At 60.5% G+C, this 12539-nt stretch carries 15 protein-coding genes; 8 read left to right on the plus strand and 7 right to left on the minus strand.

The annotated features are described in order from the left end of the window. Window positions 1-32: 32 nt before the first annotated feature. On the minus strand, window positions 33-758 hold the full coding sequence (locus tag D1222_RS14195; RefSeq protein WP_233348786.1) for a DUF547 domain-containing protein: 726 nt from the start codon (window positions 756-758) through the stop codon (window positions 33-35). A 281-nt stretch (window positions 759-1039) separates the two neighbouring features. Between D1222_RS14195 and rpmH the strand changes: the two genes are divergently transcribed. Genes rpmH through yihA form a run of 4 tightly spaced genes read left to right on the plus strand, consistent with a single transcriptional unit; the run spans window position 1040 to window position 4122 of the window. Further along, window positions 1040-1174, plus strand: a complete 135-nt coding sequence (rpmH, locus tag D1222_RS14200) for a 50S ribosomal protein L34 (protein WP_119454919.1) — start codon at window positions 1040-1042, stop codon at window positions 1172-1174. 37 nt (window positions 1175-1211) lie between these two features. Further along, window positions 1212-1604, plus strand: a complete 393-nt coding sequence (gene rnpA, locus D1222_RS14205; protein WP_119454920.1) for a ribonuclease P protein component — start codon at window positions 1212-1214, stop codon at window positions 1602-1604. A gap of 41 nt (window positions 1605-1645) precedes the next feature. Next, window positions 1646-3481 carry a membrane protein insertase YidC gene (gene yidC / locus D1222_RS14210; RefSeq protein ID WP_233348788.1) on the plus strand — a complete coding sequence of 612 codons (1836 nt, stop codon included), beginning with the start codon at window positions 1646-1648 and terminating at the stop codon, window positions 3479-3481. Next, the gene (gene yihA / locus D1222_RS14215) at window positions 3478-4122 is read left to right on the plus strand and encodes a ribosome biogenesis GTP-binding protein YihA/YsxC (RefSeq protein WP_119454922.1); all 645 of its coding nucleotides are present in this window, start codon (window positions 3478-3480) and stop codon (window positions 4120-4122) included. Before yidC ends, yihA begins: the two co-directional genes overlap by 4 nt. Here yihA and D1222_RS14220 read toward each other — a convergent pair. Both D1222_RS14220 and D1222_RS14225 read right to left on the minus strand, forming a co-directional pair. After that, complete coding sequence (locus D1222_RS14220) at window positions 4112-5017, minus strand: hypothetical protein (protein WP_147371889.1); 906 nt, start codon at window positions 5015-5017, stop codon at window positions 4112-4114. The two genes, yihA and D1222_RS14220, sit on opposite strands and share 11 nt — an antisense overlap. Before the next feature lie 107 nt (window positions 5018-5124). Next, a complete protein-coding gene (locus D1222_RS14225; protein ID WP_119454924.1) occupies window positions 5125-5382 on the minus strand; it encodes a hypothetical protein in 258 nt (85 codons plus the stop codon). On the opposite strand from D1222_RS14225, the gene D1222_RS14230 reads away from it, so the two are divergent. Further along, on the plus strand, window positions 5381-5962 hold the full coding sequence (locus tag D1222_RS14230; protein WP_233348790.1) for a GNAT family N-acetyltransferase: 582 nt from the start codon (window positions 5381-5383) through the stop codon (window positions 5960-5962). The genes D1222_RS14225 and D1222_RS14230 overlap by 2 nt on opposite strands. A gap of 52 nt (window positions 5963-6014) precedes the next feature. Here the strand turns inward: D1222_RS14230 and D1222_RS14235 are convergent, their stop codons facing one another. From D1222_RS14235 to D1222_RS14250, 4 genes are all read right to left on the minus strand, one after another. Then, the gene (locus tag D1222_RS14235; RefSeq protein ID WP_119454925.1) at window positions 6015-6491 is read right to left on the minus strand and encodes a hypothetical protein; all 477 of its coding nucleotides are present in this window, start codon (window positions 6489-6491) and stop codon (window positions 6015-6017) included. A 460-nt stretch (window positions 6492-6951) separates the two neighbouring features. Then, on the minus strand, window positions 6952-7458 hold the full coding sequence (locus tag D1222_RS14240) for a nuclear transport factor 2 family protein (protein WP_119454926.1): 507 nt from the start codon (window positions 7456-7458) through the stop codon (window positions 6952-6954). A 415-nt stretch (window positions 7459-7873) separates the two neighbouring features. After that, the gene (locus D1222_RS14245) at window positions 7874-8425 is read right to left on the minus strand and encodes a lipocalin family protein (protein WP_119454927.1); all 552 of its coding nucleotides are present in this window, start codon (window positions 8423-8425) and stop codon (window positions 7874-7876) included. Window positions 8426-8504: 79 nt separating this feature from the next. Further along, entirely contained in the window at window positions 8505-9761 is a 1257-nt protein-coding gene (locus D1222_RS14250; RefSeq protein WP_119454928.1) for a hypothetical protein, read from the minus strand. Between the two features lie 98 nt (window positions 9762-9859). Here D1222_RS14250 and argB point away from each other — a divergent pair, with 98 nt between their 5' ends. From argB to D1222_RS14265, 3 genes are read left to right on the plus strand one after another with little or no spacing between them, the layout of a single operon-like run. Continuing rightward, window positions 9860-10759, plus strand: a complete 900-nt coding sequence (argB, locus tag D1222_RS14255; protein WP_119454929.1) for an acetylglutamate kinase — start codon at window positions 9860-9862, stop codon at window positions 10757-10759. Beyond that, on the plus strand, window positions 10749-11795 hold the full coding sequence (locus D1222_RS14260; protein ID WP_233348791.1) for a DUF1036 domain-containing protein: 1047 nt from the start codon (window positions 10749-10751) through the stop codon (window positions 11793-11795). Before argB ends, D1222_RS14260 begins: the two co-directional genes overlap by 11 nt. Beyond that, entirely contained in the window at window positions 11795-12532 is a 738-nt protein-coding gene (locus D1222_RS14265; RefSeq protein ID WP_119454931.1) for a pyrimidine 5'-nucleotidase, read from the plus strand. The genes D1222_RS14260 and D1222_RS14265 overlap by 1 nt, the downstream gene beginning before the upstream one ends. The last annotated feature ends 7 nt before the right edge of the window (window positions 12533-12539 follow it).

A 12539-nucleotide genomic window follows, 5' to 3' on the forward strand; every position in this document is an offset into this window, starting at 1 on the left:
CTTTCAGATGAATGTCAAAGCGCGATGCGGGCTTATTTCGCCGCATCGTTGAGCGACCAGTCATAATCATAGTCGTCGATCTTTCGCCGGGCAGCTATCTTTTCTGCGAGGTCGGGGGCGGCATATTGGAGCAGATGGTCGATCACGGCAGCTTCAGAGCCGCCAAAATCTTCCTCAAACCACTTATAGATGGATGAGATATCGATGCTGTCGCCATCGACGCGCACGCCGCGCGGGTGGTTCACATAAGCGCGGGCGGCGTCATCGAGGTCTGCATCCAGCGTCTCGGCGACCCATGGCGCCGTGCGAAGGTCCGGGCAGCTATAGGACGCGCAATTGATCGCATAATGGAGGCGCGGATCATCGCTCCACTGTTTGCGCAGCACATCATGCTCGATCCCGTGAAGGGAGATAAGCTCATCGCCCGCACGGACCTTGATGCTCTTCCACGGGCCGGTCGAATACCAGGGCTTGATCGTATCTGTCGGATACTTTTCGACGATGTAGCGGACAGTCACGGCGTTATAGAGGTTGGACCAGGCCGCAAACTGCGCATCGCGCTCCATCGCGTCGATATCGGCCCCGTCGAACTGGGCGATATAGGCGTCCAGCTTTTCGCGATCTTCGGCATTGGGCTCGAGCGCTCCATAGTCGACCAGATTCACCCCGTCAGGGCCGGGCGAGACATAGGTTTCGAGGATGTCGCCCCAGCTTTCATGTGAAATCACGCCCTGCGCGGACGCTGTAAAAGATGTCATAGCGACGGCCACCCCTGCGAAGACCGCAGCTATGCGGGAAAATCTATGGACTGCAAGTTTCATAGCCGGGCATATAGGCCGCGCGCTGCGAAGTGACACGTCACACTCCAGTCCCGAGATATCACACGGACGTGAGGTGTCCCGGGGTCAGTCGCGCCTGCAGCCCCGGCGGCGGCAAAAGGGCTGGAAAGACTGGTAAGCTAGCCTTGACCTATCCTTGAGCAGCCTGTATCAGCCGCGGTTTCCGAATTCGGTCAACACTTGATTGAGGCTCGACGCCCATGAAACGTACATTCCAGCCTTCGCGTCTTAAGCGCGCCCGCCGTCACGGTTTCCGGTCACGCATGGCCACCAAGAACGGCCGCAAGGTGCTTTCGCGCCGCCGCGCCAAGGGCCGCAAGCGCCTGTCAGCCTAAAGGCTGCCTGCGTCGCTCCTGCGTCTGGAGCGCTGCCATGACGACAGTCGAAGACACATTTGCTGAGGTCGAGCGGCTCACCGTTCGGCCTCAGTTTCTTTTTGTGCGCGGAGGGCTCAGCGAGCGCCGCAAGAGCCTCGTCGTTCAGGCCCGCCTGCGCACCGGCGCGCGGGCCGAGAAAGCGACCATCGGCGAAGGCTTTACCGCCACCAAGAAGATCGGAAATGCCGTCGTGCGCAACCGTGCGAAACGCCGGCTCCGCTCTGCCGCGCGAGAACTTCTGCCGCGCCATGGTGTCCCATATACCGACTATGTCTTCATTGCGCGCATGGATACGGCTGAAATTGGCTGGCAGCGCTTGCTTGACGATATGGAAAGCGCGCTGATAAGCCTCCGCGCAGCCTTGAATGCGGGGTCGGGCCCGGCCTGACCCCTTTTTGTTATCACGGAATACCGGCGGATTATAACGACATGAACCAGGGTATGGACCCGCAGGACCAGCGCAATTTCATCATCGCAATCGTGCTGATGCTGGTTTTCGTCTTTGGCTACCAGACGTTCGTCCTGCAGCCGCAGGAAGAAGCGCGTCTGGAAGCGCAGGAGCAGGCAGAGGCAGAGCGCGAAGCGGCCGTTCCGCAGGCAGGTGACACGATCGAACAGGTCACCGCCGCCGAGTCGGTTGAAGAAGCCCTCAGCGCCAACTCACGTGTCACACTGGACGCTGACCGCGTCGATGGCTCGATCCGCCTGCGCGGTGCCATCCTCGACGACCTGCAGCTCAAGGATCACTATACGACGGTTGAGCGCGTCAATGAGCTGCGCCTCCTGCGTCCAACGAATTTCGACCATGGCTATTTCGCCAGCTGGTACTGGTTTGATGGCAACCAGCCGGTAACCGGCCCAGCGACCGAATGGCAGGTTCAGGGCAATCCGACGCTTTCGTCCGGCAATCCGGTTACGCTGACCTATGAAGGCAATGGCGTCTCCATCGAGCGCACGATCAGCGTCGATGAAAACTACATGTTCACCTATAGCGACCGCCTGACGAACACCGGTTCGGAAGCGCGCACGCTGGCACCGCTCGGCTCTATCCGCCGTCAGGGCCAATGGAAGGAATTCCTCGAAACCACCGATCCGGGCAGCTCGAAAACCGGCGGCATGGCGCATATGGGCCTGATTGGCGTCTTCGATAACAATCTGACCTGGCGCAATTACAAGAATTTGGACCAGGGCAAGGGCCTCAAGGATTCCGACGATCTCGGTGTTCGCCGCGCGTCCGAAGGCGGCTGGCTGGGCTTTACCGATAAATACTGGATGACCACCCTCATCCCGGAGCAGCAGTATGAATTTGCTGGCCGTTATCAGCGCCTGTCGCGTGAAACCGGTCCTGTCATGCAGCTCACCGTGGCGAGCGCTGCCCGCGTGATTGAGCCGGGCGAGACGGTCACCTCAGAGAATCGCATCTTCTCGGGCGCCAAGGAACTTGCCGTCCTCGATACCTATCAGGAAGGCGGCGTGCCGCGTTTCGAAGACGCGATCGACTGGGGCAACATCCTTTACTACATCACCAAGCCGCTCTTCTCGCTGCTGCGCTGGCTCGAAGGCATGGTCGGCACGTTCGGCCTCGCCATTCTGGCGCTGACGGTTCTCGTCCGCCTGCCGCTCGTTCCGCTGTACAACCAGTCCTACAAGTCGATGGCGAAGATGAAAAAGCTCGCCGAGCCGATGAAAGAGATCCAGGAGCGCTTCAAGGAAGACCCGCAGCGCCGCCAGCAGGAAGTGATGAAGCTTTACCAGCGTGAGAAAGCCAATCCGATTGCGGGCTGTATCCCGATCCTCCTGACGATCCCGGTCTTCTTCGCGCTCTACAAGGTGCTGTTTGTCACCATCGAGATGCGTCACGCCTCCTTCTGGTACATCGACGACCTTTCGGCGCCTGACCCGACCGCGATTGGCAACCTCTTCGGCCTGCTCCCATGGGCGGCTGCCGATGTGAAGGCGATCCCGATTATCGGCCTTGTCATAGGTATCGGCATTCTGCCGATCCTCTACGGTGTCACCATGTCGGGCATTCAGGCGCTTTCGCCGCCGCCGACCGATCCGACGCAGAAGATGATCATGCGCTTCCTGCCGCTTATCTTCATGTTCGTGTTCGCAGGCTTCGCCGCCGGTCTCGTTCTCTACTGGGTCTGGTCGAACGTCCTGTCCCTCGTTCAGCAATACTTCATCATGCGCCGGAATGGGGTCGAGACAGAACTCGACAAGCTGATCGCCCACCTGCTTGGGCGTAAAAAGGAAGACGCGTGAGCGACGCCCCTGAATTCAGCGAGGAGACGATAGAGGCCGCCCGCGTGCTTTGCTCGGGTCCTTGCGAATTCGTGCTCGGCGCCGCCGCACTGACCCAGCTGCCAGAGGCTGACCGGCCAGAGATTGCCTTTGCCGGCCGTTCCAATGTCGGCAAGTCCAGCCTGATCAATGCGCTTCTCTGGCGCAAGAACCTCGCGCGCGCCTCCTCAGAACCGGGCCGTACGCGGGAGCTGAACTACTTCAATCTCGGAGAAGGCCGTCTCTGGCTGGTTGACCTTCCAGGCTTTGGCTATGCGAAAGTTTCGCGCACGCAGGCGCAGGAATGGCAGCGCCTGACGCTCCGCTATCTGCGGGGCCGGGTGAACCTCCGCCGGGTCTTTCTGCTGGTCGATTCCCGCCGCGGCCTCATGGACACTGACCATGAAGTCATGGACATGCTGGATTCAGCGGCCGTGACCTATCAGATCGTTCTCACCAAGGCTGACAAGATCAAGAAAACTGAAGCCGACGTCGTGCGCGCCAAGGTGGCTGAAGCGCTCAAGAAGCGCCCGGCCGCTCACCCGGTCATCAGGCTGACCTCCGCCGAAAAAGGCGGCGGCCTGCCTGAACTTCGCGCCGAGATCTATCAGCTTACTGTCTGACGACACCGCGATCGCGGTCACGCCGGCTGATCGGCTCGGGGCGGCCGCCGCGTAGTTCATCATTGGACTGATTGTTATTGTTCTGCGCCTGGCGGGCGCGGTCGCGTTCCTGCAGGGCTTCACGGCGTGAAACGCGGCGTTCCTGACGCGCTTGCTGGGCAGCTTGCCGGGCCTGCTGGCGGTTATTGTTCACGTTCGCGCCCTGCTGGCCGCGATTTCCACGTCCCCTGTTTCCCCGGTCTTCCTGGTTACGGTTACCGTAATTGCGATGGGAGCCACGCTGATACTGAGTGCCGGACTGCTCGCCGCGGTTTGCGCCGCGATTGCCCCGGTTGTCGCGATTGCGATCGCGGTTGCCACCACCGCCGTCGCGGCGCTGGTCGCGATTATTATAGCGGTCGCGATTTCTGTCCCGATCGCGGTCCCTGCCTCGATCACGGTCGCCATAGCGGCCCCGGTCGCGGTCATAGCGTGGGCGGTCTGGACGCTGGTCGCGGACATTGTCCGGGCGCTGATCGCGGAAGCGAGGCGGCACGCCGCGTCGTCCGTCCTGTCCCCGATGGCCGCGCTGGGATGGCCGGGCATCGCGGTGGCGGTAATTCCTGTTATGGCGGTTCAGCCAGCCATCGCGGGTCGGGTAGTAGACATATTGCGAATAAACGATGGAACTGCCGGAGTAATAATAGCCGTCACCATAATAACCCGCGCCGTAATACCCGTCGCTCAGATAGCCCGTGCCATAGCCGCTGTCATAGTAATCGTCGGAATAGTAGCCGTCGCCATAATAGCCATCATCATAGTAGCCATAGGCGTCATAGGTGGTGCAGGCCGTTGCAAGAAAACCTGCAGAAACAAGGCCGAGCAACATTCCTGCGCGGCGGAAAGAACGGGACATGATGTCTCCAGTACGTGTCGGTTTCGGTCAGTCTGCATTCAGACTAACAGCCCCCGCCTGACTGTGACATGAACGTAAATTCAGGCCCGGCAAGCCCGCGACAACCTTTAGCGCTCGCTGGCTTCAGCCGCGTCGGAAGCTGGCATTTCTGCCTCCTTCGCCGTCTCAGTCTGGACGGCTGGCTGAGCGCGAAGTTTCCCGCTGGCGGAGGCGTTTCCGTTATAGTTCGCGGTATAGGCGGCGTTGGCGACGCCTTCGCTCGACATGTAGGGGACCGCCTCTTTTCGTGGGCCAACGCAGGCGGTGAGCGCCATGCCGGCGAGGAGGAGGGCGAGTGTTTTCACGTGTCGGGATCTGGATGCCATGCCTGCCAGCATTGAGGTTTTCCGCTTTCGTTTCAAGCCGTCCTTTCAGGGCCGGTGTCACAAGATTTTGGCTTGCAAGACGGCCCGCCGCGCGGCAATTCTCCTCCTCAAGATGACCGTTTCCATCGCGCCCGCCAACCTCGACGCAGAGGATTTCAGAGGCCTCATCGGCGCTCACAAGGCGCTGATGCTTGAAACGACCCCGCCGGAAAGCTCCCACGCGCTCAAGATTGAGGCGATGCGCGCGCCGGACCTGACGGTCTGGGAAATGCGCGACGGCGACAAGCTGGTCGGCTGCGGCGCGCTGAAAAGCCTGTCTGACGGAAAGTCAGGGGAAATCAAGGCGATGCACACGGTCGCCCAGTTCAGGCGGGGCGGGCTCGGCAAGTCGATGCTGCGCCACATCCTCTCGGCCGCCAATGAGCGATATTATTCAAAGCTCTACTTAGAGACCGGCAGCCAGCCTGCCTTCCAGCCCGCGCGTACCCTCTATGAGAGCCACGGTTTTGTCTCCTGCGGTCCGTTCGGAGACTATCGGGAAGACCCGAACTCGGTCTTCATGGTGAAGGCTCTGGCCTGAGTAGCACGTGCGGCCGCGCTGCTAGTGGGCAGGGCGGTTCAGATTTCAATTTTTATCCGCTCATCCCGGCGCAGGCCGGGATCTCGTGAAGCAAGCTCACACCCGAATTGGCCGAGATCCCCGCCTTCGCGGGGATGAGCGGTTTTTCTCTAGGTGGCGGCGCGCGCGCCGCCGGGTGCACCCCGGGTGGTGCATGGAGGGTGCAGCCACGGTGTATGGGCGGTGTTTCTGCGGTGTACGGGTCTGGCAGCGGCCAGGCCGGCGCAAGGTCCGGGTCGAGGCGTGTCCAGGGGGAATAGTCGAAACTGCGGGGCAGGGCGCCGCGCGCCGTGCGCTCGTCGTCTGACTCCGGCCAGTGCGTGACGCGGATGACGCCTGTCTTCAGAAGCTCCCATCCAAAGCCGCCGCGCCCTTCGGCGCGCGCAAGCTCTGCGGTGGCTTCCAGTCTAGCAAGATAATGCCAGAGGACCGGCCAGTACCAGACGGGTACGAGCGCATGCGCTTTCACAAGTGTTGGCCAGTCCAGCATGCGGGGAAGTGTAGGGCTGGTTCCTGGGGAGGGGGATGTTTTGGGTTTTTCCTCGGGGGGGGTGTGGCGCCCTCGTCCTTCGACCCGCATGGTGAGCCTGACGAACCTCGCTCAGGATGAGGGCGTTTGAGGCGGTGGATTTGAATTGTTGAGAGGGGACGAAAGTCTTCTCCAAGTTCGCCGGAGATACCTGCGCAGGCAGGTATCCATGGAGCTGCGTCAAAGCTGGTGCTTGGCTGATAGGAGGCACCATGGACCCCTGTCTTCACAGGGGGCTTCGGGACGGTGGAGATGGGTTTGGGAGATCGGTTTAAGTCGGCGTCACCCTCGACCGCGTAGCGGTCTGAGGGTCCATCTTCTGACGTCGGTTTCAGTGCCTGCAGCGGTGGCAGGAGATAGGCTCCCAGATGAGCTTGCGCTCATCGGTAGTGACGCCGGAGAGCGGGCGGCCCGCCCCTGCCTAAGGCACCATATTCAGGTCCGGCCAGCCGCCGGGGGGCGGGGTTGCGCTGGCGACTTCGCGGTAGGGTTTCCATTTGCCGTCATGCTTCTTGAGCAGCATGAGATAGGTGTCGCGCAGCTCCAGCGGCTCTGTGCTGCCTTTGGGGGTGTAGGTGATGATCGAGGTGCCGAAATCATAGGCCCAGGTCTCATTGATCACGACGGTTTCGGTGGGCGTGATCTCTATGGTGGCGCCGGCCGGGAAGGACGGCTGCTCGGCCTGTTCATACATTTTGAGGTGCTCTGGCCCGCCGGGCACGACCATGATGACCTGCGGATGGAGGAGGGCGCCCAGCTCTGCCATTGCGCCGGTGGAGATGGCGTCCATGAAGCCGGTGCGCGCCTCATCAATGGCGGCGGCTTCGGCGGCCGGGTCAAACTCTGCGTGATTGTCGGCGAAGGCCGCCGGTGCGGCGGTAATGGCCGCAGCGGTGAGTGCGGCGGCGATATTGGTGGAAAGTTTCATGCGTGTCCCCCTCTTGATTGGCAGGGAGGATGCGCGGGGTTCGCCGGGTTGGCAAGGTTGGGGGGATTGAGGGGCCTAGCTATGGGGGCTTGCATTAATTGAGCGGGGGCGCGTGTCCGATCTGATTTTCCGGGTCAAGGGCGCTTCGCGTCCGGAGGATTACACCCTTGGCCCGGAAAAGCAGATCGAAAGAGGCTGGCTGTGGCCGAATGGCAGGCTCTGCCATTCGGCCTTACGCTTCTTCTCCCTTCTCCTTGGGGAGAAGGGCCGGGGATGAGGGGGAGCTATTTCTCGGCAGGCGGTGACAGTGGCAGTGATGTCCTGTCCGGAGCATCACTGCGGCTCTCAATGATTGGTGCGGGCGTTGTACCCCCTCACCCCTAACCCCTCTCCCCAAGGAGAGGGGAATTCGAACTCACTGTCTGAAAACCAGCGGCTCTGTCGCAAAGCCCTTTTCGCGGGCGGCGTTCAGCATGCGGTCGATCACGGCCTGCTCGGGCGTTTCCTCGCGGGCGAGGATCCAGAGGTATTTGCCGTCGGGGGAGCCTACGAGGGCAGCTGAATAGTCGGCCTCCAGCGCGAGGATCCAGTAGTCGCCCCAGGCGAAGGGCACCCAGTCCGGGGCGAACTTGACCTCGAGCTTGGAATTGTTCGAGCCTTCGACGACGCGGGCCGTACCCTCGGCGCGTTTTGTCTCGCCGGTTTCGCTGTTGGTGCACTGATTCACGACGCTGACCGTGCCGTCGTCATTCAGGGCATAGGTCGCCGTGGTGTCGATACAATTCTTCTCGAAGCTGTTGGGATAGCGGGCAATCTCATACCAGGTGCCGGCATAGCGGGTGAGGTCCACCTCATCGACGGTGGCGGGCTCTCCGCTGGCCTCGCGATAGTCAAGCTGGCTGAGCGCGCAGGCCGCCGCCAGCGGGATCAGCGCGAGAAGGGGGAGGGCGAAATAGAGTTTGCGCATGCGGGCTCTCGAGGGTTGTGGATTGGATGTCGAGAGCGGGTAACGCGTGAGGTTGGGATTGGTTGGCTTCGCTTTTGAGCTAATCAACTAAGCCGAGATTGGACAATAGCTTTTCGAAACTTTTTGGGGCCAATTCGTCGATCAAAATTAGGTCGAGAACTTTATTGTATGCAGATCTGATAATCTCCTTTCTGGTGTCTATGCTCCAGTCTTTGAGAATATCTTCATGCCTCATTTCATTTCCACGAAAACGTAGTTTTTGATAAGTGAAATCGCCTGGAGTAACTGCTCCATTGGTTCCATGCAGAGCGAGTTCCAGGGACACAGGTAGGTCGGCTCCATATTTCTGTCCGAATTTCGCGGCACTCCGTAAAAAATTCCACCAGTGCTTGAGAGCGAACGTTGGGGCCACTACCGGCCCTTCGCCGAAACTATTCATGCGTGACCAGCTTCTGAACTCTCCTTCTTCACTGAAGTATTTTGTGATTCCTCGAGCTTCCGGCACCTGATTAGAGCCAGCGAACCATATGTTGACAAAGCCGTCTTCGGTCGCGCCAGAGCTGCCGTTGCTTGCTCCTCCAGCTGGGCAATATACCTGTTCGTCCATTGGTAGATTAGAGTACTTCGCCGCAGACAGTGGCTTTGGATTCCAGCTCACGGGAGCAAACCTGCTAAGCGAGCAGGCCCCATCAGGGACAATAAAATTCTGATCTGGTTCGCCGGGGAATGCCCCGCCAATAGTAATGTGCTCTGGATATCCTGCCCACAATGTCCGGGGTATCGCCTTACTCCCAATCTTGCCTTCCACCACTAACTTGCGTGAATTCTGATGATGGCTCAAATTGAGTTTAAGTGCCGAAGACAATTGGGTAACCAAATATTGTTTGGCTGATTTGATCTGCGATTTTGTTGCATCGGCTGGGCAATTATATGTAATGCAACGTCGGTTTCTTAAATCGAAGGGCAGATCGTTTGGAGAAGAACCGAACGCTTCGTTTAGGACAAGAATTGTTCGCTCAAAACCCACTGAATGCAACGCGAAACCAAGCTCGATCAATACATTAGGATTGGGCGAATGCTTTCCCCTGTCGGTCACAAAGATAGGTGTGATATCGGCGATGAATGCATTTGACTCCGATATTTTTCGGAAAAGAGCTTGGACGATATCGACGGCACCAGGTTCGCCCTTTGTGTCGTGATCCAAATGCAAGCGCTCAGCTTCCTTGATTTCCAGTTCAAGTTCGACCTGCTTTATCGCTCCCGTTATTGCTGACTTTATCAGATGTCTGTTGCTCTTATTACTTAAGTCGCTTTGCCAGGACCAAAACACCTTCATCTCTGAAAGATCTCCGCATCTTAATATTTTAAGGTAGAATGAGTCGGAGATTTCTTCCTACCTTCCCCCACCCGCCAAAACCCGCTAAACGCAGCGCCATGAGCGACACCCCCCATATTCCCGCACAGTTTACCGCTGAAACCCTGTCTGAGGCGCTGCCCTATATCCAGCGTTATGACCGCCAGACCGTGGTCATCAAGTATGGCGGGCATGCCATGGTGGATGAGGCCTTGTCTGAGGCGTTTGCGCGCGATGTCGTGCTGTTGAAGCATCTGGGTGTGAACCCGGTCATCGTGCATGGCGGGGGGCCGCAGATTGCGAGCCTGCTGGACCGGCTGTCCATCAAGTCAGAGTTTCGGGACGGCCTGCGGGTGACCGATGATGCGACGATGGAAGTGGTCGAGATGGTCCTGTCTGGCCCGATCAACAAATCCATCGTGCGGGCGATCAACAAGGCGGGCGGCAAGGCGGTGGGCCTCTCTGGCTCTGACGCTGACATGATGCGGGTGAAGCGGGCAACGCGCACGACGCGCGACCCCGATAGCCATGTCGAGCAGGTGATCGACCTTGGCTATGTCGGTGAGCCTGAAGCGGTCGATGTGGCGGTGCTGAAACTGCTCACCAATTACGACCATGACTTCATCCCGGTGATTGCACCTGTGGGCGTCGATGCGAATGGGAAGAGGTATAACGTCAATGCCGATACGGCGGCGGGGGCAATTGCCTCTGCGCTGAAGGCGACGCGCCTTCTGCTGCTGACCGATGTGGCGGGCGTACTGGACGGCAAGAAGGAACTTATCCGTGAGCTTCAGGCCGATGATGTGCCCGCGCTGGTGCGCGATGGGGTCGCGTCCGGTGGTATGATACCCAAGCTTGAAACGGCCGCGTCCGCCGTGAAGAATGGCGTCGGCGGGGCGGTCATTCTGGACGGACGTGCGAAACATGCGCTTCTCATGGAGCTTTTCACCGAACACGGGGCCGGGACGATTGTCCTTTAGGCGGTTTGTAAGCGGGCTTTTCGCGGGCGCGGCGCTGGCTGTGGCGCTGCCCGGTGCGGCGGTGGGCCAGGGCGATAGCGGCCTTCCGGCGAGCCCCGGCGGCTGGCAGCTGTGTAACCAGACAAGCTATGTGGTTGAGGCGGCGACCGGCCGGTTCGAGGGCCAGGGCGTGACGGTCGAGGGGTGGACGCGGCTGCGGCCCGGGGCCTGCGAGGTCGCGCTGGAAGGGCCGCTGGAGCCGGGGGTGCATTACCTGTTCGGGCGGTCTTCGTCGGCGCACCGGGGCGGTCGCAAGGTCTGGGGCGGGGACAATGCCTATTGCGTCGATACGACGGGGAGCTTCTCTGTCGAGAGCCCGTCGCAATGCGCGTCCATGGGGCTGTCATCGCGCAAGTTCAGGCCGGTCCTGATCGAGGAGGCGGATGCCTGGACGACGAGTTTCAAGGAGCTTGAGGACTATGACCTCGAGACGGCGGCGGCGGCTGGTGTGCAGCGCCTGCTGAACGAGGCGGACGTCTATGAGGGGCGGATCGACGGCTATATCGGGCGCAATACGCGCGGTGCGATCCGCACTTTCCTGAATGAGAATGAGCTGAGCGCCGAGACGAGCGATGCCGAACTGGTCGATGTGCTGGAACAGATTGCGCGCGAGAAGGGGCGGGAGGTTGGCCTCACCCTCTGTAATCGTACGCATGAGCGGATCTGGGCGGCGATTGCGCGGCGCAAGGGCGAAGGCTGGGAGAGCCGCGGCTGGTGGCAGCTGGAGTCTGGCGGCTGCGCGCGGGCGATCGATGATGCGCTGCTGAACGCGCCGCACTTCGTGTTCGCGGAGATGGAGACAGAGGATGGTACGCGGCGCCTCAAAGGGGCGAGCGACCTTTTCTGCGTGTCGCGCGGGCGGTTTGCGATTGCCGGGCGTGAGGATTGCGAGGCGTCGGCCTATCGCACCGTGTCCTTCAAGGGCACGGCGCCGGCGGCGGACGGAAAGCTCACCTATGAGTTCTTTGAGCGCGATTTTGGTGAGGCGGCGGGCTGATGGCGTTGGCAGGTGAGTTTGAGGCGCTGGCGGGGCGCGACACATGGGTGTTCGACCTCGACAATACGCTCTATCCGGCCGAGTGCGACCTCTTCGCCGAGATCGATCAGCGGATGACGGACTTCGTCGCGGGATTCCTTCGCATGGAGCGGGAAGAGGCGAGGGCGCTGCAGAAGCGGTATTATGCCGAGCATGGCACGACGCTGCGCGGCATGATGACGATGCATGGCATGTCGCCGGAAGACTTCCTCGCGCATGTGCACGAGATCGACCTCTCACCGCTGCCGCACCTGCCGGACCTCTGTGAGGTCATCGCGGCGCTGCCGGGGCGCAAGCTCGTCTATACCAATGGCTCTCGCCGTCACGCCGAGCGCGTGACCGAATACATGAAGCTGGGCGCGAGTTTCGATGGCCTGTTCGGCATCGAGGACAGCGACTACACACCGAAGCCGACCCAGTCTGCCTATGACGCCTTCTGCCGCCACCATGATGTCGACCCGGCGCGGGCTGTCTTCTTCGAGGACCTGGAGCGCAACCTGAAGCCAGCCCATGCGATGGGCTTTGCCACAGTGCTCGTCCACTCAAAGAAAGACTGGAGCCATGAGCCGGTCGAGGCGCGGCCTGCGGGGGCGAATGACGCAAATCACCCGCATGTCGATTATCTGACCGACGACCTCACGGGCTTCCTGCAAGGCGTCCTGCAGGTGGTGCGCCCGGAGGTCATTCGCGGCAGCTAGGCGAGCG

The organism is Henriciella algicola, assembly GCF_003576245.1.
Taxonomy (GTDB): Bacteria; Pseudomonadota; Alphaproteobacteria; order Caulobacterales; family Hyphomonadaceae; genus Henriciella; species Henriciella algicola.

Coding starts and splice junctions, on each gene's coding strand:
- D1222_RS14195 (WP_233348786.1), bottom strand. CDS start 758: ATGACATCTTTTACAGCGTCCGCGCAGGGCGTGATTTCACATGAAAGC.
- rpmH (WP_119454919.1), top strand. CDS start 1,040: ATGAAACGTACATTCCAGCCTTCGCGTCTTAAGCGCGCCCGCCGTCAC.
- rnpA (WP_119454920.1), top strand. CDS start 1,212: ATGACGACAGTCGAAGACACATTTGCTGAGGTCGAGCGGCTCACCGTT.
- yidC (WP_233348788.1), top strand. CDS start 1,646: ATGAACCAGGGTATGGACCCGCAGGACCAGCGCAATTTCATCATCGCA.
- D1222_RS14220 (WP_147371889.1), bottom strand. CDS start 5,017: ATGTCCCGTTCTTTCCGCCGCGCAGGAATGTTGCTCGGCCTTGTTTCT.
- D1222_RS14230 (WP_233348790.1), top strand. CDS start 5,381: ATGCCTGCCAGCATTGAGGTTTTCCGCTTTCGTTTCAAGCCGTCCTTT.
- D1222_RS14225 (WP_119454924.1), bottom strand. CDS start 5,382: ATGGCATCCAGATCCCGACACGTGAAAACACTCGCCCTCCTCCTCGCC.
- D1222_RS14235 (WP_119454925.1), bottom strand. CDS start 6,491: ATGCTGGACTGGCCAACACTTGTGAAAGCGCATGCGCTCGTACCCGTC.
- D1222_RS14240 (WP_119454926.1), bottom strand. CDS start 7,458: ATGAAACTTTCCACCAATATCGCCGCCGCACTCACCGCTGCGGCCATT.
- D1222_RS14245 (WP_119454927.1), bottom strand. CDS start 8,425: ATGCGCAAACTCTATTTCGCCCTCCCCCTTCTCGCGCTGATCCCGCTG.
- D1222_RS14250 (WP_119454928.1), bottom strand. CDS start 9,761: ATGAAGGTGTTTTGGTCCTGGCAAAGCGACTTAAGTAATAAGAGCAAC.
- argB (WP_119454929.1), top strand. CDS start 9,860: ATGAGCGACACCCCCCATATTCCCGCACAGTTTACCGCTGAAACCCTG.
- D1222_RS14265 (WP_119454931.1), top strand. CDS start 11,795: ATGGCGTTGGCAGGTGAGTTTGAGGCGCTGGCGGGGCGCGACACATGG.